Here is a 20794-nt window from a genome sequence, read left to right on the forward strand (position 1 = left end):
CGCCGTCCGAGCGCGTCCTCATCCGATAAGACGGCGCGGCGGCGGGCTTTTTCAAGGGGCTTTCGCTTCGGCGTCCAGCTTGAGATCGGCGCAATCGGCGCAATCGGCGTGTCGGGATTTCAGGCCGAGCCACGTCGAAATACCGAGCCGTCCATAGCGGCCGATTTGCGCGGTCGGGACGTCGTCGGCGGCGAGCACGAGTTGTGCATCCCACGCGAGTTCGCCATTCAGATGCTGGCGCACGACCGCGACGAGCGTCGGCAATGCGTCGCCGCCCGGCAAGAGCGATTCGAACTGCGCGAGCGATAGCGGCCCGATCACGAGCCGGAACGCATGCTGACGATCCCACACCGCGCGGCCCAGCACCGCGCCGCGCCCGAGACATGCGCCCTTGCGCCGCAACGCGGCACGCTCGTCGGGCTGCAAGGTCATCCAGTGCCCGCGATACGGCGCGACGCGCACCGGCACGCGCAGGAGCGCGCCGGCGATCGCTTCGAGCGCGTCGGCGGGGCGCGTCTGCATGTTCCAGAGGCCCGCGAAATGCAGCTTGGCGTGATCGGAGACCGCATCGCGACGACGGTTCGCCTCATCGGCGAGACCGATCAGCGCGCCCGTATAGAACGCGAAGCGGTCGTGGCCCGGCCGGTCCAGCGCATTGACCGGCCGGCCCTGCGCCCACGCGCGATAAAACAGCAGCAGAAAGCGATGCAGCAGCGCATCGAGCAGCCGCGCGAACGCCCGGTCGCCGTGATGCAGCCCGCGCTCCCGGATGAAGTCGGTCAGATGCAGCGGCAGCGGCCCGTTAGGGCCGAGATAGCCGAAGAAGCGCTGCGCGAGGCGCGGGGCGCGGGCTCCGTTCGCGTGCTCAAGCGCGGCGAGCGGCGCGGGCGCGAACGCCAGCGACACGTCCTGCGCGAGCCGCACCGGCTCGTCCTGAGGGCGCGCGCCGGCTCCGAGGCGCGGCAGGTGCGGCGTCATGGCCTCGATGTGCCGCATCACCCGATAGAAATCATGCCGATGCGGCGCGGCGGCGACGGCATCGAGCAACTCGGTCAGCTCGCGTGAAAGCGCAGGCGGCGGCTCTTCGCGGGCCGCCTCGCTCAGAAGATGGCTCTCGTGCCGCATCGCGGTGGCAACCGCAGGACTTCGCCGCGCGCGCTCGTCGAAAGCACCGTCTGCACGAACGAATTGATCGACACGTAGCGCGCGAAGAAGCGGTCGAGCACACAGCCGAACAGCCACGCGCTGCCGCCCTGAAACGCGAGATCGTCGACGCGCACGCTTATCGTCAGGCCGCGCCCGAACGCAATCGGCCCCGGCATCGGCAAACGGCGCACGACGGGTTCCGCATCGACTGCGACGACGCCCGCGACTTGCGCACGGCCCGCCTGATCGACATCGGCCACATGCAGCGCGAGGAGCGCGCGAAGCGCGGCGGCGGCGTCGCAAGAGCCGTGGCCGATCGACAGATAGTGCAGCGAGAGCTGATCGATCAGACGCCAGCTTCGCGCCGCGTCGAGATTCGCCGGCGCGGGCCGCGACGGGCCGCTCACGCAGCGCACATCGGTGACGGGCGCGGCGACATCCAGCGCAAAGCCGTCGCGCGGCATCAGGAGCGGCAGGTCGCGATTGGTGCAGAGCGTCGCGAACGCAAGCTGCCGCAGCGAGCCGCGATACGGCGCGGCGTTCGGATCGACGATCGATACATACGTCTCGCTGCCGATGTACTCCGTGCGCGCGCCGCTCTTCTTGCGCCCGGCCGGCACGATGCGCGGCTCGCGCTCGGTCGTGAAGTAGGCTGCGTCGCCGGGGCGGTCCGCGAAGAAGTCGCCGTAGAACGCGTGGAACGTCTGCTCGGTGTCGTCGTTCGCGCCATAACCGGACACGCCTGTCACCGAATGCACTTCGTAATCCAGCGGATGCGTGCGATCCGGGACCACATGAAAGCGCGCGGCGGCGTCCGTCACGAGCGCGCGGTCGGCCTGCTTCGGGAAGAGATTGATCGCAGGCACGCAGTCGAGCAGCACACTGTCTTTCGTGACGATGCGTTCCAGCGCCGCATCGCCCGTAGCGAGCAGGAAGGTCAGTTCGATCTCGCGCGCCGCGAACGACGGCAACACGCCCGCCAGCCCGGCGATGCGCGCGAAGCGGAAGCGCTCGGGCAATGCGAAATACTCGTGCAGCAGGCGATAACCCTGGAACGCGTTGGGCGTCACCGGCAAGAGGGCTTCGGCGTCGCTGAAGCCCGCCGGCGCGAGCGCGTCGGCGGGCAGCGCGGCGAGCTTGCGGCTCGGGCGCTCGGGCGTCGATACGGCAATCGCGAGCGTGCCCGCCATCACCGCTTCGTACAGGCGATACGCCGTTTCGTCGCCGCCCGCGAAATAGAGGCTGAGCGCGTCGAGACCGAGCGCATCGAAGGAGAAGCCTTCGGCCGCCGATAGCCGGATGCGCAGCGCCCCCTGAACACGCCTCGCGATCGCGCGTGTTTCCGGCAGCGCCGCGAGCGGCAAGTCCTGCACCTGCGCGAAGTAGCGCGCTTCGGTCAGCTCGACGGGCCACAGCGTGAGATCGGCGGCGGTGCGGAATTCGCAGGGCGTGGCTTCGGCCGACTTCATCGGCGCGATCAGCGCGGCGCCGCGCGGCACGACGAAGCCATCGGCGAGATTCGGGCTCGCGAGATCGGGCGCGAGACGCGCGACGAGCATCGAGGGCGTCGGACAAGCGGCCTGCGGCAGCACCACATGCGTAAGCTGCTGCGTGAAGCGCGGAAACTCCTCTTCGATCTTCAACTGCACGCGCGCGGCGAGAAACGCGGTGCCTTCGAGCAGACGCTCCACATACGGATCGGCAACGTCGATGCCGTTCATGCCAAGCCGCGCCGCAATCTTAGGAAACTGCTGCGCGAACTCCGCGCCCATCTCGCGCAGATGCGCAAGCTCGGTGTTGTAGTGACGCAGAAGGCGCGGGTCCATGTCAGCGCGGCAGTTCCATGACGGTGATGCCGCCTTCCTCGAGATCGATCTGCGTGCGCAGCGCGAATTCGAGCGGCACCGGTTGCGCCCACAACAGGCCGCGTATGACGAGCGCGATCTGGTTGTGCATGTCGAGCACGGAGCGGTCGAGCACCGGTTCGATTTCGAGCGTCGATGGATCGATGCGCGGCTCGAAGCGTTCGATGGCCTGACGGATCGCCTGCTCGAGCATCACCGTGTCGATGGTCGAGGCGAAGCGCCCCGACAGGCACGGCAAGCCGTAGTTGAGCACGGAGGCGAACGCATGCGCGAAGTGTTCCTCGCTGATCGCGCCGCCGAGACTCGTCGTGTTGAAGAGCCAAGACACGTCGCGCAGCACCGCCGCGCGCAGGCTTCGATGCGACATGAACCGTCCGCTGGCGGGATCGGCTAAGGAGGCGGGATCGTCGTCGATCAGGCGATCGAGCAGCGACGGCTGCAGGCGGTCGGCATCCATGTCAGCTTATCCGTCGCGTCGATACGTCCAGCGCGAAGGTCACTTCCGCGCCGCGGCTGCCGGTCTCTGTCTGCGGCGCACAGGTCATCGTCAGTTGCTGCGCGGAGAACTCGAACACCTCGCAGGGCCGCGCGAAGCGTGCGCTCGTGAAGATGTGATAGTTGCGGATATACGCCTGCTCCAGCTTCATCGACAGGTATTCGATCTGCACGCCGTTGTCCGCGCCGGCCGCCTTGTAGCAGCGGATATGCGCGAGCGCGAGCAATTCGGCCTGCGCGCAGAGCTTCGCGAGCACGGGCGATGCCGAGTCCACCGTCCTGATGACGCCGAGCGCCGTCACGCGCATGTCGTTCGCGTTGAGCGCGGCGGCGTGCGGCGCGGCTTCGTAGCCTTGCGCCCAGCGCCAGCCGTGGATCTGCATCGGCGTGTCCCAGTCGCCGCGTTTCTTCGCTTCGCCCTTGACCGGCGTGTTGCTGCGCTTCGGCACGACTTGCAGGAACATGTCGTCGGATTGCGCGAGCGCGAGCAGATCGAACTGGCGCAGTGCGTCGAGCGTCAGGCTGCTGTCGGGGCGCGGCGTGTCGTGGGTGGGCATCGTGCTCGTCCGGTTATCGAAGATAAGACGGCACGCCACGAACGATTTTGAAGTTCAAAAGCAGCGGCCCCGTTTCGTTTACCGGTTGGATTGCATGCGTACGACGCCTGCAACGCACTGGACCGGACCACGACGGAGGACCGCATGAGCACCATCGACTGCTATGTGAAGATTGACGGGATCGAAGGCGAGAGCAAGCACAAGGGGGCCGAAGGGCAGATCGAGGTGCAGGGCTTCGAATGGCAGGTCGCCAATGCAAGCAATCCGACGACGGGCGGAGGCAGCGGCATCGGCAAGGCGACGCCGGGCGTCTTCATGTTCTCGCATCTCTACGACAAGGCGGCCCCCACGATCCAGAAGAGTTGCGCGACCGGCAAGCACATCGCGAGCGTGAAGTTCACGATGAGCAAGTCGGGCGACGGGCAGAAGGAATTTCTCACGGTCACGATGAAACAGGTGACGGTGTCGAAGGTCGACATGCGATGCGATCAGCGCGGTTATCCGGAGAACACGGTGGAGTTGTCGTTCGCGGATATCGAGTTCGAGTACAAGCCGCAGGACGACAAGGGCGCGATGGGCGGCGCGGTGAAGTTCGGCTGGGACGTCCGCAGCACCGAAGTCCGTTGACGGCAGCCTGAACCGGTCAGCGGATCACCATGAACGATGCCGTCGCGCAAAAGCCGCTCGTCAGCGCCGACACGCCGCTCGGCGACGACGTGCGCTTCTTGAGCCTGCGCGCGAGCGCCGAGCTGGGGCGCATGCCGCGTTGCGAACTCACGCTCGTCGCCAGGCGCGCGGACCTCGACTTCAGCCGCATCCTGGGCAAGCGCGTGAGCGTGTCCCTCACCGTGCCGAAGGCCAGGCCGCGCGTGTTCGGCGGCTATGTCGTGGGCTTTCGGCAAACCGGGATGCGCGGACGGCTGCATGTCTATGAAGCGGCGGTGCGGCCGTGGCTGTGGCTGCTCTCGCGACGCAGCAACTGCCGCATCTTTCAGAACAAGACGGTCGAGGAAATCGTGAAGGCCGTTTTTGCCGATCCCGTGTACAAGGGCCTCGAATTCGGCGAAATCAAATGGAAGGCGAATGCGCGCAGGCATCCGCCGCGCGAATACTGCGTGCAGTACCGCGAATCCGACTTCAATTTCGTGAGCCGGCTGCTCGAGGACGAGGGCATCTACTACTGGTTTCAGGACAAGGACGGCAAGGAATCACTGATATTCACGGACACGCTGGCCGCGCATGAAAGCGTCGCGGGCTGCGAATCGTTGCCCTATGGCGCGGTGATGGCCGCCGCGCCCGATGCCGAATTCGTCAGCGAATGGCGGCTGCAGCACGCAATCGAAACGCGCAACTGGCTGCTCACCGATTACGATTTCAAGCATCCGTCGCGGCCTTTGCAGAAGCAGGCCGTCAAGCAGATGGAGGGCTTCGACGCATTCTCGAGCCTGGAGCATTTCGACTATCCCGGCGGCTATGTCGAAGCGGATCACGGCGACAGCCGCGCGAAGTCGCGCGCCGACGAATGGCGCGTGGAAGGCAGCGTGCCGGACGATCCCGGCATCAACTGGCACCAGGCCGAGGGCCGCACGAACGGCAGGAGCGTGCGCGCCGGGGCGCTGCTCAAACTGCAGCGGCATCCGCGTGCGGATCAGAACGTGCAATATCTCGTCACGCGCACACGCTATGAAATAGATATTGCGGATTACGAATCATTCGACGGCGCGCAGTCGAATCGCTGCGAATGCTGGTTCTCCGCGATCGACGCGAAGCAGCCTTTCGCACCGGCCCGGACCGCACGCAAGCCGTTCGTGCAGGGTCCGCAGACGGCGGTCGTGGTGGGGCCGGGCGGCGATGAAATCTATACCGATCAGTACGGCCGCGTGAAGGTGCAGTTCTTCTGGGACCGGCAAGGCAAGCGCGACGAAAACAGCTCGTGCTGGATTCGCGTGTCGCAGCCGTGGGCCGGCAAAGGCTGGGGCGCGATTGCGATTCCGCGCATGGGGCAGGAAGTGATCGTCGATTTTCTGGAAGGCGATCCGGACCGGCCGATCATCACGGGCCGCGTGTACAACGCCGAACAGATGCCGCCGTACGATCTGCCCGCGAACATGACGCAGTCAGGCATCAAGAGCCGCTCTAGCAAGGGCGGCAGCGGCGCCAACTGCAACGAGTTGCGCTTCGAGGACAAGAAGGGCGCGGAGCAACTGCTGATTCATGCGGAAAAGAATCAGGATATCGAAGTAGAAAACGATGAGACGCATTGGGTCGGCCGTGACCGCAAGAAAAACATCGACCATGACGAAACGACAGTCGTGAAGCACGATCGGACGGAGACGGTGGGCAACAACGAAAAGATCGAGGTGGTCGTCGATCGCGACGAGAAGGTGGGGAACAATGAGACGATTGCGATTGTTAAGAACCGCACGGAGACGGTCGGGGGCAACGAGACGATCACCATCGACAAGAACCGCACGATCCTCGTCAAGATGATGGAAACGGCCAGCGTGCTGTTGCAGCGGACGCATTTTGTCGGCATCAACGAGACCATCACGGTGGGCGCGGCGCAGGAGATCGTCATCGGCGCGTATCAGACGGTGAAGATCGTCGCGTATCAGAAGGTGAGCGTCGGCGCGGATCAGACCGTCAATGTGGATGGCGGTCAGAAAACGAAGGTGGGCGGCGACCAGACGCTCAACGTGACGGGCGCGCAGACGGTCACAGTCGGCAAGGACATGGGCGAGACCATCGACGGGGCGCAGTCGAGCACGGTCAAGAAGGCGCGGACGACGTCCGTGACCGAAGACGATACCTTGACGGTGGGAAAGAACCTTCACATCAGCGCAGGCGACTCGATCACGCTCGTTACCGGCGACGCCAGCATCACGATGAAAAAGGACGGCACGATCCAGATCAAAGGCAAGAACATATCGATCGACGCGAGCGGCAAGATCAGTGTTAAGGCGGACAGCGATATCGTGATGAAGGGATCGAAGATTCTGCAGAACTAGATGAAGTAGGACCACGGTAAGTGCGGAATCGGGCGTCGATTGCGCGTGTAGTTCAACGTTACGAGGCCACCCATGCTCATCGCGATGCCTGCAATCAACCGCTCCACGACGCGACTAACCGTCCATGTTTTCGACCGCCTTTAAACACTGCCCGCAACGAATGCCTTAAAGAAAGCGACGGCGAGCAAGGCATTTTGAAAGCACAACGACGTTGCGCGGCAAGCGGCGCCGCGCAACGTTCGTCCGTTCGATAACTGCGTGCTCAGGCGTTGAATCCGCCGTCGATTGTCAGGCTTGCGCCGGTCACGAAGCCCGCTTCCGGACCAACGACATAAGCGACCATTCCCGCAATTTCATCCGGGTGCGCGTGGCGTTGCAGCGCCATGAGTCCATGAAGCGACGCAGCGAACTCCCCCGACTGCGGGTTCATATCGGTATCGGTCGGGCCGGGCTGGACGTTGTTGACCGTGATGCCACGCGGTCCGAGATCGCGCGCCATGCCTTGCACGAGGCCCTGAAGCGCGGACTTGCTCATCGCATACGCCGCGCCGCCCGGAAACGGCATGCGTTCCGCATTGCAACTGCCGATATTCACGATCCTCCCGCCGCTTCCCATGTGCGGCAAGACCGCCTTAACGGCGACGAATACGCCGCGCACGTTGATCTGCAGCGTGGTGTCGAAGTCTTCCAGCGAGAACGTTTCGACCGGTCCGAGAAACAGCACGCCGGCATTGTTCACGAGAATGTCGATCTTGCCGAACGCGGCGGCGGCTTCGTCGACTGCGCGGCCCAGCGTGACAGCGTCGCCGACATCGGCCTGCAAAGCGAGCGCACGGCCGCCTTCGCCGACGATGTCTTCCGCCAGCGCATTCGCCGAAGCGGCCGAGCCTTTGTAAGTGAACGCGACGGCGGCGCCATCACGTGCGAGTCTTCGTACGATTGCCGCGCCGATTCCGCGCGCGCCACCGGTCACGAAAGCCACCTTGCCAGAGAGAGTCGAGGTCATCTGAGTGTGTCCAGGAGAAGTGATGGACGAAGTATCGGCGCGCCGGTTGTGATTGGGTAGCAGCGATTTAGACTATGACTTTCAACCGCCGGTATCGAATGATCATGGAAGCGCTCAACTTCGTCGAATCATTCCTTCTGAGCGCGGAGCTCGGAAGTTTCTCTTCGGCGGCCAGGCGGCTCGGCATGACGCCGGCAGCGGTCAGCAAGAACATCGCGAGGCTGGAAGCGACGCTCGGCATCCGCCTGTTTCAGCGCAGCACGCGCAGCCTCACGCTGACGCCTGCCGGTGAGCAGTTCCAGCGTGAAATGTCCGAGCCGTTCGACGCGATACGCAATGCGTTCGCGGGCGCCGCCATGATCGATGGCAAGCCGGCCGGAACACTGAAGGTCAGCGTCGCGCTGGCGTTCGGCCGCGAATATCTGGTGCCGATGCTCGGCGCGTTCCTCGATCGGTACCCCGGCATCGTGCCCGACTGGCACTTCGACAACCGGCCCGTCGATATCATCGCGGAGGGCTTCGATGTGGCGATCGGCGGCGGCATCGAACTGACATCGACCATCGTGGCGCGGGAACTGGCGCGAACGCATATCGTCGTGGTGGCGTCGCCCTCGTTCATGGCGGGACGGACGATGCCGAAACATCCGTCGGAGCTTGCCGGCTTCGACGGCATCGCGCGGCGCTCGCCGACAACCGGCCGGCTGCGCGCTTGGACGCTCGTCAATCCGCTCGGCGAACGGTGCGTCGCCGAGTTCCGCACGCGCATGATCTTCGACGATCCCGAAGCGATCGCTCACGCCGCGATGCTCGGACAAGGTCTTGCGCTGCTCCCGATGCCTCACGCAACGCCGGGATTATCGAACGGCACGCTCGTGCGGCTGCTTCCCGCGTGGTATGCGGAGCAGAGCCCGATCTGTCTGTACTATCCGAAGCGCACGCTGCTTCCGGCGCGAACCAGGGCGTTCATCGAATTCGTGGTGTCGACGTTCGAGCAAGACAGGCTTGCGTCCCGGTTCGATGCGCGAATGTAAGCCATCCTTATCGATGCTTGCGCTGACCTTTACGCTGCTGCGCGAACATCGGCATCCTGCTGAGAATCCAGTCGAGCAGTTCCTGCGGACCCGCCGCGAGCGGGCGTCCCGTTTTCACGAGTAGCCTCGCCTGCGCGCTTTCGAAAAGCGGATGCGAAATGGGGATGATGGCGAGCTCGCCGCTGCCCAACTCACGATACGCGGCAAATTCGCCGATCAGCGTCATGAAATGCTCCGCCGCGACAAAGCGCTTCAACGCGCTGAGCGAGTTCGTCGTAAGCGTCGGACGAATGGCGAGGTTGTCGGTCGTCTCCAGCATCTTCACCACATGACCGATGCCGAAGCTCGGCGGCATCAACGCGAGCGGATAGTCGAGCAGGTCGCCGATCCGCGCAACGCCGCCGCGTTTCGCCAACGGATGATCGCGCCGCGCGAGCAACACCACCGGCTGCGGCGAACTCGCGCGAATCTCGATGCGCTCGTGCGGCGGCGGGTTATACGCGAGTCCGATATGCGCGCGGCTCTCTGCGACTTCGTCGAGCAGGTCGTCGACGGCGAGCATCTTCACATCGATCTGAAGGCGCGGATAGCGGGCGCAAAACGGCGCGAGCACATCGTCGACGAGCGTATCGACATAACCTTCGCTCACCGCGAGGCGAACATGGCCCTGCTGCAGGCCCTTCAACGCGTGCAACTGATCTTCGAGCTTTTCCTGTTGCGAGCGATAGCCGCGCCAGAACTCGAGCAGATGAAACGCTGCTTCCGTCGGCCTCACGCCGCGCGCTTCGCGTTCGAATAGCGTCGCGCCCAGCTCGTCTTCGAGCAGCCTGATCTGCCGCGTGATCACCGATGGCGACGTGTTCAGGTGATCCGCCGCGCCGCGAATCGTGCCGTGCGACAGCACCTCGTGGAAGTAGCGCAGGCGTTGCTGGTTGATTTCCCGCATGGCCGCCGTTCCTGTGCGTTGTCCAAAAGGCAACGATACGTGAACTTAGTTGCTCTTGCTCGCACGGTGTCGCGCGCTCAATATGCGCTCACCCGATGAGGGAAGACACCAAGGAGACGCCCCATGTCCACGATTCACATGCAATCAGGCAGCCGCGCGGTTTCGGCGCTATACAGCAGAATCAACTGGCGGCTCCTGCCGCTGCTCATCGCGTGCTACATGTTCGCTTATCTGGATCGCGTGAACGTGGGCTTCGCGAAACTGCAGATGCAAAGCGACCTTGGTTTCTCCGATGCCGCTTATGGCGTCGGCGCGGGCATCTTCTTCATCGGCTACGTGCTGTTCGAGATTCCGAGCAACCTCATGTTGCCCAGGATCGGCGCGAGGCTCACGTTCAGCCGCATTCTCGTGCTGTGGGGTATTACGTCGGCATGCATGCTGTTCGTGCGCAACGTGCCCGCTTTCTATGCCATGCGCTTTCTGCTGGGCGTGTTCGAAGCGGGCTTTGCGCCGGGCATGATCTATTACCTGTCGCGCTGGTACGGGCCGAAGCGGATGGCGCGCGCCATCGCGCTGGTGTTCGTCGCGGGGCCGATTGGCGGGGTGATCGGCGGGCCGTTGTCGGCATGGCTGATGTCGTCGCTCGGCGGGGTCAACGGTCTGGCCGGCTGGCAATGGATGTTTCTCGTCGAAGGCCTGCCGTGCGTGGCGCTCGGCGCGCTCGTATGGTTCACGCTCGCCAATCAGCCTGCGGATGCGCGCTGGCTGACGCAAGACGAGAAGCGTCTCGTGGAAGCGGAAGTCGGCGGCAACGGCGTGCATGAGCATAGGATCGATTCGTTTAGCGAAGTATTGCGCAATCCCCGTGTGTATCTGCTGGCGCTGGCGTATTTCTGCATCATCTTTCCCATCTACGCAATGAGTTTCTGGCTGCCGACGCTGCTCAAGGAACAGGGCGTCGACGACACGATGCGGCTCGGCTGGTATGTCGCGATTCCGTATGTCGCCGCGGCGATCGCCATGTATGCAGCCGGACGCCGCTCCGACACAGTGGGCGAGCGCCGCTATCACAGCGCGTTGCCGGCGCTCGCGGCGGCGGCGCTGCTGGCGGTCGCGCCATACGCTTCCGGCAATCTCGCTGCCACGCTCGCGCTGCTGACCGCGGCGACCGCCTGCATGTGGATGGCTTACACGGTCTTCTGGGCGATACCGTCGGAGACCATCGTGGGTCCGGCTGCGGCGGGCGGCATTGCGCTCATCAACACGATCGGCCTGTCCGGTGGATTCTGGGGCCCGGCGGCGCTCGGCTGGGTCAAGTCCGCGACCGGCAGCACCGGCGGCGGGCTGCTCCTGATGGCCTGCATGGCGGCGCTTTCGTGTGTGCTGATCCTCACCAACAGGCACGCGGTCGCCGCTGCGAAGCCGCGCGCCGCCTGATCTTGCATCGACGACCACACGAGAAGGAGCATCGACATGAAGATTCTGATCGCAGGATTCCAGCATGAAACGAACACCTTCGCGCCGACGAAGGCCACTTACCAGAGCTTCATTCAGGGCGAAGGCTTTCCGCCGATGGCGCATGGCGCGGACGTGCTGAGCCTGCGTGACGTGAACGTGCCGGTCGGCGGCTTCATCCAGTGGGCCGAGGCGCACGGCCACGACTTGCTGCCGGTGATCTGGGCGGGCGCGAGCGCATCGGCGCATGTGACGACGGATGCGTACGAACGCATTGCGGGCGTCATCGTCGATCACGTGAGAAAAGGCGGTTTCGATGCGATCTATCTCGATCTGCACGGCGCGATGGTGACCGAGCATCTGAACGACGGCGAGGGCGAGTTGCTCGCGCGCGTGCGAAGCATCGTCGGCGATGCGATGCCGCTCGTCGTATCGCTCGATCTGCATGCGAACGTGACGTCGCGCATGGTCGAACTCGCCGATGTGCTCGTCGCCTATCGCACGTATCCGCATGTCGATATGGCCGAGACCGGGCTGCGCGCGGGGCAATTGCTTGCGCGGCGCATCGCGCATGGCAGGCCGTTCGATCGCGCGATGCGCCGCGTGCCGTTCCTGATTCCGGTGAACGGCATGTGCACGCTCGCCGAGCCGGCGCGCGGCATGTACGCTGCCCTGGAAACGCTTGAGCACGATGTTATTTCGTTATCCTTTGCGCCGGGATTTCCGGCGTCCGACTTCGACGAATGCGGGCCCGTGTTGTGGGGCTATGCGCCCGATCGGCAATCGGCGGATCGTGCGGTCGATACGCTCTACACCCGGCTCGTCGATGAAGAAGCGCGCTGGGACGTGCCCTTCCTGTCGCCCGACGAAGCGGCCCGCGAAGCCATCGGCGCGAGCCGCGATGCGGGCGGCCCGGTCATCATCGCGGATACGCAGGACAACCCCGGCGTGGGCGGCGATTCCAACACGATGGGCATGGTCCGCGCGCTGCTGCGCAACGGCGCGCGCGATGCCGCCGTAGGCGTCATCTGGGACGAGCATGCGGCGAAGGCCGCGCATCGGGCGGGCGTGGGTGCGCGCATCCGGCTTGCGCTCGGCGGCGGATCGAACGTGCCGGGCGACTCGCCGCTCGAAGGCGAATTCGAAGTCGAGCATCTCTCCGATGGCCGTTTCCGTTTCGACGGCCCCATGCTCAATGGCATGACCGGCGAACTCGGGCCGACCGCGTGCCTTCGTATCGAAGGGGTGCGTATCGCGGTGAGCAGCATCAAGATGCAGGTTTTCGATCGCAACCTCTTTCGCGTCGCGGGCATCGAACCCGAGCGCATGAAGATTCTCGTGAATAAGAGTTCGGTGCATTTTCGAGCCGATTTCGAGCCGATCGCCACGCGCATTCTCGTGGCCAAGGCGCCCGGCCCGATGGCCGCCGATCCCGCCGATCTGCCGTGGCGCAAGCTCGATCCGCGTATGCGCGTGCGCCCGATGGGACCCACGTTGTCCGCGCTGCGCGCATCGGCTGCCTGAAACAAGTTAGCGTCACTAACAAAAAAGGAGTCTTGGAATGACGGAAAACATCAATGCATGGCGCCGCCGCTTCCTCGGCACGACCATCTCGAGCGTCGGCGCGATGCACCTCGGCTTGAGCGATTTCGCGCGTGCGCAGACCTCGAAACCGGCGCGTGCGTCATCGTCGGCGGGCTTCGCCGACATACGCCAGATCGATGCCGGCGTGCTCAACGTGGGATACGCGCAAGCGGGTCCGGCGAACGGTCCCGTCGTGATCCTGCTGCACGGCTGGCCGTACGACATCTACAGCTTCGCCGACGTGACGCCGCTGCTGACAGCGCAGGGTTATCGCGTGATCGTGCCGTATCTGCGCGGCTACGGCCCGACGCGCTTCCTGTCCGCCGACACTCCGCGCAACGGTCAGCAGGCGGTCGTCGCGGTGGACATCATCGCGCTGATGGATGCGCTCGAAATCCAGCAGGCCACGTTCGGCGCGTTCGACTGGGGCGCGCGCACCGCGAACATCATCGCGGCGCTGTGGCCAGAGCGCGTGAAGTCGATGGTATCGGTCAGCGGCTATCTGATCGGCAGTCAGAAGGCGAATCAGGCGCCGCTGCCGCCCAAAGCCGAGCTCGCGTGGTGGTATCAGTTCTATTTCGCGACCGAGCGCGGGCAAGCGGGCTACGAGGCGAATCGTCAGGGCTTCAACAAGCTCATCTGGCAACTCGCGTCGCCCAAATGGGATTTCGATGACGCGACCTACGACCGCTCCGCCCGCGCCTTCGAGAATCCGGACCATGTCGCGGTGGTGATCCATAACTATCGCTGGCGCCTCGGTCTCGTGCAGGGTGAGCCGCAATACGACGCGCTCGAGCAGCGTCTCGCCAGCGCCCCGGCGATCAGCGTGCCGACCATCACGATGGAAGGCGATGCCAACGGCGCGCCGCATCCCGACCCGTCCGCTTATGCGAAGAAGTTCACGGGCAAGTACAGGCATCGCAATGTGTCGGGAGGCATCGGGCACAACCTGCCGCAGGAAGCGCCGAAGGCGTTCGCGGATGCGGTGATCGAGGCCGATCACATGTGAAATCGCGCGTCCGAGCGGGACTGTGCCATTCGGAAAAAATGACTTGGTATTTGTTTCCGATGTGCGAGTGCCGCGCCGGTCCCGCGATCGGCCCGAACGCAAACTTGAGTGAAGCCCTTAATATCACTCAAGTATTAATTACTAGTTACAACGTTTGTATCCGCAAACGTTTCCCGTTAGGGGCGATATGTGAGCAAATGTTTCGCGCGAGTATGTCGTGCGAAAGTTTTCGACTTATTTTCAGACGTAAAAAAGTGTAACGACGACAGGTAAAAAGGAAATCAATATAGTTCAGATCATTGAACTTAACGGTCCTCCTTACCTGTCATGAAAAACGCAGAAAAACACGGTCGGCAAGCATTACCTGATTCATTGACGGATGCGCCCGTCACGCGCCGCAAGTTTTTGTCCTTATTGATGGCCGGCGCTGGCGGTGCGGCCTTGTCTGCCTGTGGTGGCGGTTTCGATTCCGCATCCGATGGCTCGGGCAGCGTCGTCAACGGCGTGGCGAAGGCGAGCACGGTGTCGCTTTCCGGTGCCACGATTCCGCCGGCCGCATCCATCACCGATAGCACGGGCACGGTGTGGACGCTGGTGGGCGGCCGGGTGATGAAAAACGGCGTGGGCGTGTCGACCGGTTCGAGCGTCGCGCAGGCGCTGATCCTGTACTTCAACGGCATCATCTACGCGCAGAATTCCAGCGGCGTCTGGTATCAGAACGGCTCGCCGTGGAAAAACATCGGCACGACCGATCCGCGCAACGTGGTCAAGCCGTCGAACACGTCGCTGTTCTACGGCATCAACGGTCACATGGCCTGGGGCTCGGGCATCTACTACACGATGACCGCCGAGCAGCAACTCGCCATCCTCAAGGACCTCGGCGTGACGATGTATCGTTGCGACACGGCCGACGCCGGCATGTCGACGACGCTTGCCATGGCGCTGCGCGGCTGCTTCGCGGGCAGCGGTGTCGGCATCATGCCCGTGCTCAATCCGCGTTCGGCGGACTGGAACCCGACCGGCACGGAAGCCGCTGCCTATTCGCTCGGCTATGACCTCGCCGTGCGCTGCACGCAGCCGCTGAAGGGCCTCGTCACGCATATCGAATGCGGTAACGAACTGGATACCATCGGCTTGCAGATCGGTGGCGACGGCAGTCAGACATCGGACTGGAGCCCGTCGCAGTGGCCGGCGTTCCGTGGCGTGATTCGCGGCATGATCGCGGGCGTCAAGGCGGTCGATCCGACCATCAAGTGCGGCGTGAACGTCGGCATTCCGATGGCGTATCGCGCGCTGCAAATGCTGTGGAACGGCATTTCGCCAAACGGCACGGCAACGGGCGTGTCGGGCGCGGCATCGCTGCAGTGGGACTACACGACGTATCACTGGTATCACAGCTCGGGCAAGATCGAGTGCGCGGGTCGCAACAACGCATGCATCAACGTGCTGCAAGTGCTGAAGGACTCGTTCAACGTGCCGATCTGGCTGACGGAATGGGGCTGGTCCGGCTCGGCGGATTCGCCGGCGGCGCAATCGGCCTATGTGCAGGAAACGATGGCGTCGTATTACGCGATCAAGGACAAGTACAACCTGGAATGCGTGATGATGTACGCGGTCATCGATCCGAATTACGGGCTGATTCAGGCCGATGGCGTGACGAAGAATCCGGCGTACGCGACGTTCAGGAACTTCATCGCGGCGAATCCGGTACCGGCGGTTTGAAGAAGGCGATGCGCCTTCGGGCCGCAAGGTCATCCGGCATAATGCATCGACCAATACGAACCATGTCGAGGTGTCGATGCTGCTGTCTGAACAGAACGTACTCGTGACCGGTGGCGCGCGCGGCCTGGGTGCGGCAATCGTCGAAGCGCTCGCACGCGAAGGCGCGGGCGTCGTCGTGAATTATCGCCGCAGCCAGAACGAGGCCGTGGCGCTGGCGGAGCGGCTCGGTCCGCGCGTCGTGGCCGTGCAGGCGGACGTCACGGATGCGTCTTCCGTTGCGCGCCTCTTCGACGAGGCGCGCGCACAAACCGGCCGGCCGGTGCATGCCGTCGTGAACAACGCACTCGCCGATTTCAGCTTCGATGGCGATGCGCGTCCGAAAATCGGCGACATCGCATGGACGCGCTTTCAGCAGCAGATCGACGGGGCGCTCAAGGGTGCGCTCAATACCATTCAGGCCGCATTGCCCGATATGCGCGCCGCCGGCTTCGGCCGCATTGTGAACGTGGGCACGAATCTCTTCCAGAACCCGGTCGTCCCGTATCACGATTACACGGCGGCGAAAGCGGCGTTGCTGGCGTTGACGAGAACCGCATCGAACGATCTGGGTCCGGACGGCATCACCGTGAACATGGTGTCGGGCGGCCTGTTGCGCACGACCGATGCGAGCAGCGCGACGCCGGAGGCCGTCTTCGACATGGTCGCCGGGTTCACGCCGCTGCGCCGCGTCACCACCCCGGCCGAATTCGCCGACGCCGTGCTGTTCTTCCTCTCGCCGTGGGCGCGTGCGGTGACGGGTCAGAACCTCGTCGTCGACGGGGGACTGGTCAAGGGCTGACGCAACGTCAGACCTCGCTTCGCTTCAACAGATAGTCGAGCCCGCCCACGCGATACCAGCGATAACCGAACGGTTCCAGCACGACACTGTGCTGGCCGTTGGCGTTGCCTTCACTGTGATCGTCGGAGAGCAGGTTGACGAGCCTGCCGCTTTCCGCCGCCGCCGGGCCGACGCGGAACTTGACCGTGCACGCGGCCGCGCCGAAGTTGTGCAGGCACACTACCGAGTTGTTGCGCCAGTCGTAGCGCAGCGCGAGCACGTCGTCACGCGACGTGCGGAGAATCGCGAAGTCGCCCCAGCTGATTTCGGGTACTTCCTTGCGCATGCGGATCATGCGCTCCATCCAGTTCAGGAGCGAATCCGGGTCCCTTCGCTGGCTCGCGACATTCACGCGCTCATAACCATACGGTCCGCCTGAAATCACCGGGCTGACCGGGCGCCCATGCTTCGTGAAGCCGGCGTGCGGCTCGGTCGACCACTGCATCGGCGTTCGCAGGCTTTCACGTTCCGGCAGGCGCAGATTGTCGCCCATGCCGATTTCATCGCCGTAACGCACAACCGGCGTTCCCGGCAGCGTGAACATCAGGCTGTATGCAAGCTCCAGACGGTGACGGTCGCCATCGAGCATCGGCGCAAGACGGCGGCGGATGCCGCGTTCGTAAAGCTGCATCGACGGGTCGGGGCCGAACGCGGCGAATACCGTCTCGCGCTCTTTCGGCGACAAGCGGCCGAGATCGAGTTCGTCGTGGTTGCGCAGAAAGACGCCCCATTGCGCAGTCGATGCACGCGACCTGGTCGCTTCGAGCGCTTTGCGCAGCGGCGCGGTATCGGCGCTCGCGAGCGCGTAGAACGTATTCTGATTGACCTGAAAGTTGAACATCATCTGCAGCCGCTCGCCGGCATCGCCGAAGTACTGCATGTCGGTGTGAGGCAGCACGTTGGCTTCCGCGAGAATGGTCGCGTCGCCTTCGCGCCACTGCAGGAACTCGCGGAACATGCGCAGCATGTCGTACTGCTGCGCGGGCTTCTTCACTTGCGCACCCTTGGTGGCGATGACGAACGGCACCGCGTCCATGCGGAACCCCGAGACGCCGAGCTGAAGCCAGAAGCCCATGATCTTCAGCAGTTCGGCCTGCACGTGCGGATTCGCGGTGTTCAGGTCGGGCTGGAAGTCGTAGAAGCGGTGGAAGTACCACATGGCCGCTTGCTTGTCGTAGGTCCAGGTGGACTTCTGCACGCCGGGAAAGACCACGCCGTCGTCCGCGCCGACCGGCCGCTTCTTCGACCATACATACCAGTCGCGATACCTGGAGTGCTCGTCGCGCCGCGCTTCCCTGAACCACGGATGCTGATCCGACGTGTGATTCACGACGAGGTCGATCAGCACGCGCAGGCCGCGCTGACGGCACGCGTGAGTGAATTCCGCGAAGTCGCCGAGCGTGCCGTAGCGCGGGTCGACGTTGTAGTAGTCGGAGATGTCGTAGCCGTTGTCGCGGCCGGGCGATGGCTGGAAGGGCATCAGCCAGATGGTGGTGATGCCGAGGCCCTGAAGATAGTCGAGCCGGCGCAGCAAGCCCTGAAAATCGCCGACGCCGTCGCCGTTCGCATCCATGAACGCGCCGACGGACAGGCAGTAGATGACCGCGTTCTTGTACCAGAGATCGTTGAGCATGCGCTTTGATCGAGGCCCGGTTCGTGTGCGTCCGAGTGTAACCGTGATTCATCCGGGCGGGCAATGCGGGAACGCGCGGCTTTTACGTGACATCCAATGCCGTGTCTGCCACTTCATCCGAGGAGAGGTCATATGAAAAGCATTCATTTCGCGCTCGCGGCGGCGCTCGCGTGGACGAGCATCGCGTGCCATGCGCAAGGAGCGGCGCCGACCGATCCGCAGATCGCGGCGATCGTCGTGACCGGCAATCAGGTCGATATCGACGCGGGCAAGCTCGCGGGCGACAGAACGAAATCGAAGGACGTGAAGGCATTCGCGCATCAGATGGTCACGGATCACACCGCTGTCAACAAGGCCGCGACCGACCTGGTGAAAAAGCTCGGCGTGACGCCGGAAGACAACGCGACGAGCCAGAGCCTCAAACAGGGCGGCGACATGAACATCGCCAGACTGAAGGGCGTGTCGGGGGCGAGTTTCGACAAGGCGTATATCGATCACGAGGTCGCCTATCATGAAAGCGTGCTCGATGCGCTCGACAAGACGCTCATCCCGAACGCGAAGAACGCAGAACTGAAGGCGCTGCTCGTGAAGGTGCGGCCGGCGTTCGTGGCCCATCTCCAACACGCGCGGCACGTGCAGGCGGAACTCGCGAAGAACGGTGCGTGACATGCGCCTGCTGATCTTGCTGATCTTGCTGATGAGCGCGCTCGTGCTGCCGGCCGATGCTATCGCGGCGACGCATGTCGTCGTGATCGAAGGCATGCGTTTCGATCCGCCTGCATTGACGGTGGCGCGCGGCGATCGCGTGGTGTGGATCAACAAGGACCTGTTACCGCATACCGCGACCGCCGACGCGAAGGCGTTCGATTCGCACGACATCGCGGCGAACGCTTCGTGGAGCTATGTGGCGCGCGATGCGGGACATTATGCGTATTCCTGCGCGCTGCATCCCGCGATGCACGCGGTCCTCGACGTACGGCAATGACGACGATGATTCCGGCGACAGACAGCACCAACGACGAACTCGCCATGGCGCGGCGCATCGTGGCGGGCGACCGCGCCGCGTTCGAAACGATGATGCGGCGGCATAACCGCCGGCTATATCGGCTCGCGCGCGCGACCTTGCGCAACGATGCCGAAGCCGAAGACGCGCTGCAGGATGCGTATCTGCACGCGTATCGATCGATGAACCAGTTTCGCGGCGATGCGCAGTTGTTCACGTGGCTCTCGCGCCTCGTCCTGAACGAATGCTTCGCGCGATTGCGGCGTTCGTCGCGTCGTCAGAATGTGATTCCTATCGTGGATGCGCCCGACTTCATCGACCATGCCGATACCGCACGCACGCGCGACGATGCCCCCGACGAGGCGCTGGCGCGTGCGCAAGTGCGCGCGTTGCTCGAACGCAAGCTCGATGAATTGCCGGAACTGTTCCGCGTCGTGTTCGTGCTGCGATCGATCGAGGAGATGAGTGTCGAGGAGACCGCGCAGTGTCTGAACATTCCCGAAGCGACGGTGCGCAGCCGGCATTTTCGGGCGCGCAGCCTGTTGCGCGAATCGCTTGCGCAGGCCTTCGATCTCGCCGAGCGCGATGTGTTCGAATTCGGCGGATCGCGTTGCGATCGCATCGTTGCGAACGTCTTTTTCAAGCTATTTGGTGGCGCCTCATAGCAATCATGCCGTGTTAAGCTTTCGCTTCTCGCTGGGGAGTAGCCGGCTTTCCGTCACACGGAAAGCGCTCATGTCAACACACTCGGTCCATCCATTCGGATCGTGGCATGAGCAGCCATCAAAGGTTGGCAAGACCATCGACGGAACGCGCCTTCAGGTCGGGCGGCGCGTTGCGTCGTCGATCTTCGCCCGACCAGAGCCCCGTTCGATGAACCTCGCCTCCACGATCTTCCTCGCCTTCGCCATGTCCACCGACGCCTTCGCGGCCGCCGTCGGCAAGGGCGCGAGCCTGCGCAAGCCACGCGTCACCGAAGCGCTCAGAACGGGCGTCATCTTCGGCATCATCGAGGCGATCACGCCGCTCGTCGGCTGGGCCATCGGCAGGACGGCGGCGCAGTACGTCACGGCGTGGGATCACTGGATCGCGTTCGGGCTGCTGCTGTTGCTGGGCGCGCGCATGATCCGCGAAGGCTGCGGCAAAGCCGGCCACGCGGACGAGAAGCCCAGCGCGCATTCGTTCTGGGTGCTGGCCGCGACCGGCTTTGCAACGAGCATCGATGCGATGGCCGTCGGCGCGGGCCTCGCTTTCATCGACGTGGATATCTTCTCGACGGCCGCGACAATCGGTTTTGCGACGATGCTGATGGTGACCATCGGCGTGATGATCGGCCGGGTCGTGGGCGCGACCATCGGCAAGCGCGCGGAGATCGTCGGCGGGCTGGTGCTGATCGGCGTCGGCAGCATGATTCTCGCGCAGCATCTCGGCTACGTCCGTTGAGCGCCGAGGCTGCG

The 20794-nt window shown here is 64.0% G+C and carries 19 protein-coding genes and 1 riboswitch; of the genes, 12 read left to right on the forward strand and 7 right to left on the reverse strand.

Features of this window, described 5'->3' with window-relative positions; all coding sequences use genetic code 11:
• Positions 1-51: 51 nt before the first annotated feature.
• The 4 genes from tssG to P9220_RS24225 are packed head-to-tail and all read right to left on the reverse strand — an operon-like array spanning position 52 to position 4063.
• Entirely contained in the window at positions 52-1125 is a 1074-nt protein-coding gene (gene tssG / locus P9220_RS24210; protein ID WP_309768352.1) for a type VI secretion system baseplate subunit TssG, read from the reverse strand.
• Positions 1101-2972 carry a type VI secretion system baseplate subunit TssF gene (tssF, locus tag P9220_RS24215; protein ID WP_309768353.1) on the reverse strand — a complete coding sequence of 624 codons (1872 nt, stop codon included), beginning with the start codon at positions 2970-2972 and terminating at the stop codon, positions 1101-1103. The genes tssG and tssF overlap by 25 nt, the downstream gene beginning before the upstream one ends.
• Position 2973: 1 nt before the next feature.
• Complete coding sequence (tssE, locus tag P9220_RS24220) at positions 2974-3468, reverse strand: type VI secretion system baseplate subunit TssE (RefSeq protein ID WP_309768355.1); 495 nt, start codon at positions 3466-3468, stop codon at positions 2974-2976.
• Between the two features lies 1 nt (position 3469).
• Complete coding sequence (locus P9220_RS24225; protein ID WP_309768356.1) at positions 3470-4063, reverse strand: type VI secretion system tube protein Hcp; 594 nt, start codon at positions 4061-4063, stop codon at positions 3470-3472.
• A 144-nt stretch (positions 4064-4207) separates the two neighbouring features.
• Between P9220_RS24225 and P9220_RS24230 the strand changes: the two genes are divergently transcribed.
• Positions 4208-4690 (forward strand): type VI secretion system tube protein Hcp, encoded by a 483-nt coding sequence (locus P9220_RS24230; RefSeq protein ID WP_309768357.1) that lies wholly within the window; start codon positions 4208-4210, stop codon positions 4688-4690.
• 29 nt (positions 4691-4719) lie between these two features.
• Positions 4720-7071, forward strand: coding sequence for a type VI secretion system tip protein TssI/VgrG (locus tag P9220_RS24235; protein WP_309768359.1), 2352 nt, complete (start codon positions 4720-4722; stop codon positions 7069-7071).
• Positions 7072-7333: 262 nt separating this feature from the next.
• Here P9220_RS24235 and P9220_RS24240 read toward each other — a convergent pair whose 3' ends face one another.
• A complete protein-coding gene (locus P9220_RS24240; RefSeq protein WP_309768360.1) occupies positions 7334-8077 on the reverse strand; it encodes an SDR family oxidoreductase in 744 nt (247 codons plus the stop codon).
• Positions 8078-8181: 104 nt separating this feature from the next.
• On the opposite strand from P9220_RS24240, the gene P9220_RS24245 reads away from it, so the two are divergent.
• On the forward strand, positions 8182-9108 hold the full coding sequence (locus P9220_RS24245) for a LysR substrate-binding domain-containing protein (protein WP_309768361.1): 927 nt from the start codon (positions 8182-8184) through the stop codon (positions 9106-9108).
• 7 nt (positions 9109-9115) lie between these two features.
• Here P9220_RS24245 and P9220_RS24250 read toward each other — a convergent pair whose 3' ends face one another.
• Positions 9116-10054: a LysR family transcriptional regulator gene (locus P9220_RS24250; protein WP_309768363.1), complete on the reverse strand. Its 939-nt coding sequence runs from the start codon at positions 10052-10054 to the stop codon at positions 9116-9118.
• A gap of 123 nt (positions 10055-10177) precedes the next feature.
• Here P9220_RS24250 and P9220_RS24255 point away from each other — a divergent pair, with 123 nt between their 5' ends.
• From P9220_RS24255 to P9220_RS24275, 5 genes are all read left to right on the forward strand, one after another.
• Positions 10178-11491: an MFS transporter gene (locus P9220_RS24255; RefSeq protein ID WP_309768364.1), complete on the forward strand. Its 1314-nt coding sequence runs from the start codon at positions 10178-10180 to the stop codon at positions 11489-11491.
• A 36-nt stretch (positions 11492-11527) separates the two neighbouring features.
• Positions 11528-13033, forward strand: coding sequence for a M81 family metallopeptidase (locus P9220_RS24260; RefSeq protein ID WP_309768365.1), 1506 nt, complete (start codon positions 11528-11530; stop codon positions 13031-13033).
• Between the two features lie 37 nt (positions 13034-13070).
• Positions 13071-14102, forward strand: coding sequence for an alpha/beta hydrolase (locus tag P9220_RS24265; RefSeq protein WP_309768367.1), 1032 nt, complete (start codon positions 13071-13073; stop codon positions 14100-14102).
• Positions 14103-14543: 441 nt separating this feature from the next.
• On the forward strand, positions 14544-15824 hold the full coding sequence (locus P9220_RS24270) for a glycosyl hydrolase (protein ID WP_309768369.1): 1281 nt from the start codon (positions 14544-14546) through the stop codon (positions 15822-15824).
• A gap of 76 nt (positions 15825-15900) precedes the next feature.
• Entirely contained in the window at positions 15901-16662 is a 762-nt protein-coding gene (locus P9220_RS24275) for a 3-oxoacyl-ACP reductase (protein ID WP_309768370.1), read from the forward strand.
• A 7-nt stretch (positions 16663-16669) separates the two neighbouring features.
• Here P9220_RS24275 and P9220_RS24280 read toward each other — a convergent pair whose 3' ends face one another.
• On the reverse strand, positions 16670-18334 hold the full coding sequence (locus P9220_RS24280) for an alpha-amylase family protein (RefSeq protein ID WP_309768372.1): 1665 nt from the start codon (positions 18332-18334) through the stop codon (positions 16670-16672).
• Between the two features lie 132 nt (positions 18335-18466).
• On the opposite strand from P9220_RS24280, the gene P9220_RS24285 reads away from it, so the two are divergent.
• The 4 genes from P9220_RS24285 (at position 18467) to mntP (ending at position 20780) form a co-directional block, all read left to right on the forward strand.
• Positions 18467-19000 carry a DUF4142 domain-containing protein gene (locus P9220_RS24285; protein WP_309768374.1) on the forward strand — a complete coding sequence of 178 codons (534 nt, stop codon included), beginning with the start codon at positions 18467-18469 and terminating at the stop codon, positions 18998-19000.
• A gap of 1 nt (position 19001) precedes the next feature.
• Complete coding sequence (locus tag P9220_RS24290) at positions 19002-19319, forward strand: cupredoxin family copper-binding protein (RefSeq protein ID WP_309768375.1); 318 nt, start codon at positions 19002-19004, stop codon at positions 19317-19319.
• A complete protein-coding gene (locus tag P9220_RS24295; protein ID WP_309768377.1) occupies positions 19316-20002 on the forward strand; it encodes an RNA polymerase sigma factor in 687 nt (228 codons plus the stop codon). The genes P9220_RS24290 and P9220_RS24295 overlap by 4 nt, the downstream gene beginning before the upstream one ends.
• Before the next feature lie 21 nt (positions 20003-20023).
• Positions 20024-20200, forward strand: a riboswitch (yybP-ykoY riboswitch).
• A 10-nt stretch (positions 20201-20210) separates the two neighbouring features.
• Positions 20211-20780: a manganese efflux pump MntP gene (gene mntP / locus P9220_RS24300; protein WP_309768378.1), complete on the forward strand. Its 570-nt coding sequence runs from the start codon at positions 20211-20213 to the stop codon at positions 20778-20780.
• Positions 20781-20794: the final 14 nt, after the last annotated feature.

The sequence above is a fragment of the Caballeronia sp. LZ016 genome (genome assembly GCF_031450805.1).
Lineage (GTDB): Bacteria > Pseudomonadota > Gammaproteobacteria > Burkholderiales > Burkholderiaceae > Caballeronia.

What these genes read in the sequence shown, in the direction of transcription:
- P9220_RS24280 (WP_309768372.1), bottom strand. Translation starts at nt 18,334, where the DNA reads ATGCTCAACGATCTCTGGTACAAGAACGCGGTCATCTACTGCCTGTCC.
- P9220_RS24225 (WP_309768356.1), bottom strand. Translation starts at nt 4,063, where the DNA reads ATGCCCACCCACGACACGCCGCGCCCCGACAGCAGCCTGACGCTCGAC.
- P9220_RS24250 (WP_309768363.1), bottom strand. Translation starts at nt 10,054, where the DNA reads ATGCGGGAAATCAACCAGCAACGCCTGCGCTACTTCCACGAGGTGCTG.
- tssG (WP_309768352.1), bottom strand. Translation starts at nt 1,125, where the DNA reads ATGCGGCACGAGAGCCATCTTCTGAGCGAGGCGGCCCGCGAAGAGCCG.
- P9220_RS24235 (WP_309768359.1), top strand. Translation starts at nt 4,720, where the DNA reads ATGAACGATGCCGTCGCGCAAAAGCCGCTCGTCAGCGCCGACACGCCG.
- P9220_RS24255 (WP_309768364.1), top strand. Translation starts at nt 10,178, where the DNA reads ATGTCCACGATTCACATGCAATCAGGCAGCCGCGCGGTTTCGGCGCTA.
- P9220_RS24290 (WP_309768375.1), top strand. Translation starts at nt 19,002, where the DNA reads ATGCGCCTGCTGATCTTGCTGATCTTGCTGATGAGCGCGCTCGTGCTG.
- tssE (WP_309768355.1), bottom strand. Translation starts at nt 3,468, where the DNA reads ATGGATGCCGACCGCCTGCAGCCGTCGCTGCTCGATCGCCTGATCGAC.
- P9220_RS24285 (WP_309768374.1), top strand. Translation starts at nt 18,467, where the DNA reads ATGAAAAGCATTCATTTCGCGCTCGCGGCGGCGCTCGCGTGGACGAGC.
- P9220_RS24295 (WP_309768377.1), top strand. Translation starts at nt 19,316, where the DNA reads ATGACGACGATGATTCCGGCGACAGACAGCACCAACGACGAACTCGCC.
- tssF (WP_309768353.1), bottom strand. Translation starts at nt 2,972, where the DNA reads ATGGACCCGCGCCTTCTGCGTCACTACAACACCGAGCTTGCGCATCTG.
- P9220_RS24240 (WP_309768360.1), bottom strand. Translation starts at nt 8,077, where the DNA reads ATGACCTCGACTCTCTCTGGCAAGGTGGCTTTCGTGACCGGTGGCGCG.
- P9220_RS24275 (WP_309768370.1), top strand. Translation starts at nt 15,901, where the DNA reads ATGCTGCTGTCTGAACAGAACGTACTCGTGACCGGTGGCGCGCGCGGC.
- P9220_RS24265 (WP_309768367.1), top strand. Translation starts at nt 13,071, where the DNA reads ATGACGGAAAACATCAATGCATGGCGCCGCCGCTTCCTCGGCACGACC.
- P9220_RS24260 (WP_309768365.1), top strand. Translation starts at nt 11,528, where the DNA reads ATGAAGATTCTGATCGCAGGATTCCAGCATGAAACGAACACCTTCGCG.
- P9220_RS24245 (WP_309768361.1), top strand. Translation starts at nt 8,182, where the DNA reads ATGGAAGCGCTCAACTTCGTCGAATCATTCCTTCTGAGCGCGGAGCTC.
- mntP (WP_309768378.1), top strand. Translation starts at nt 20,211, where the DNA reads ATGAACCTCGCCTCCACGATCTTCCTCGCCTTCGCCATGTCCACCGAC.
- P9220_RS24230 (WP_309768357.1), top strand. Translation starts at nt 4,208, where the DNA reads ATGAGCACCATCGACTGCTATGTGAAGATTGACGGGATCGAAGGCGAG.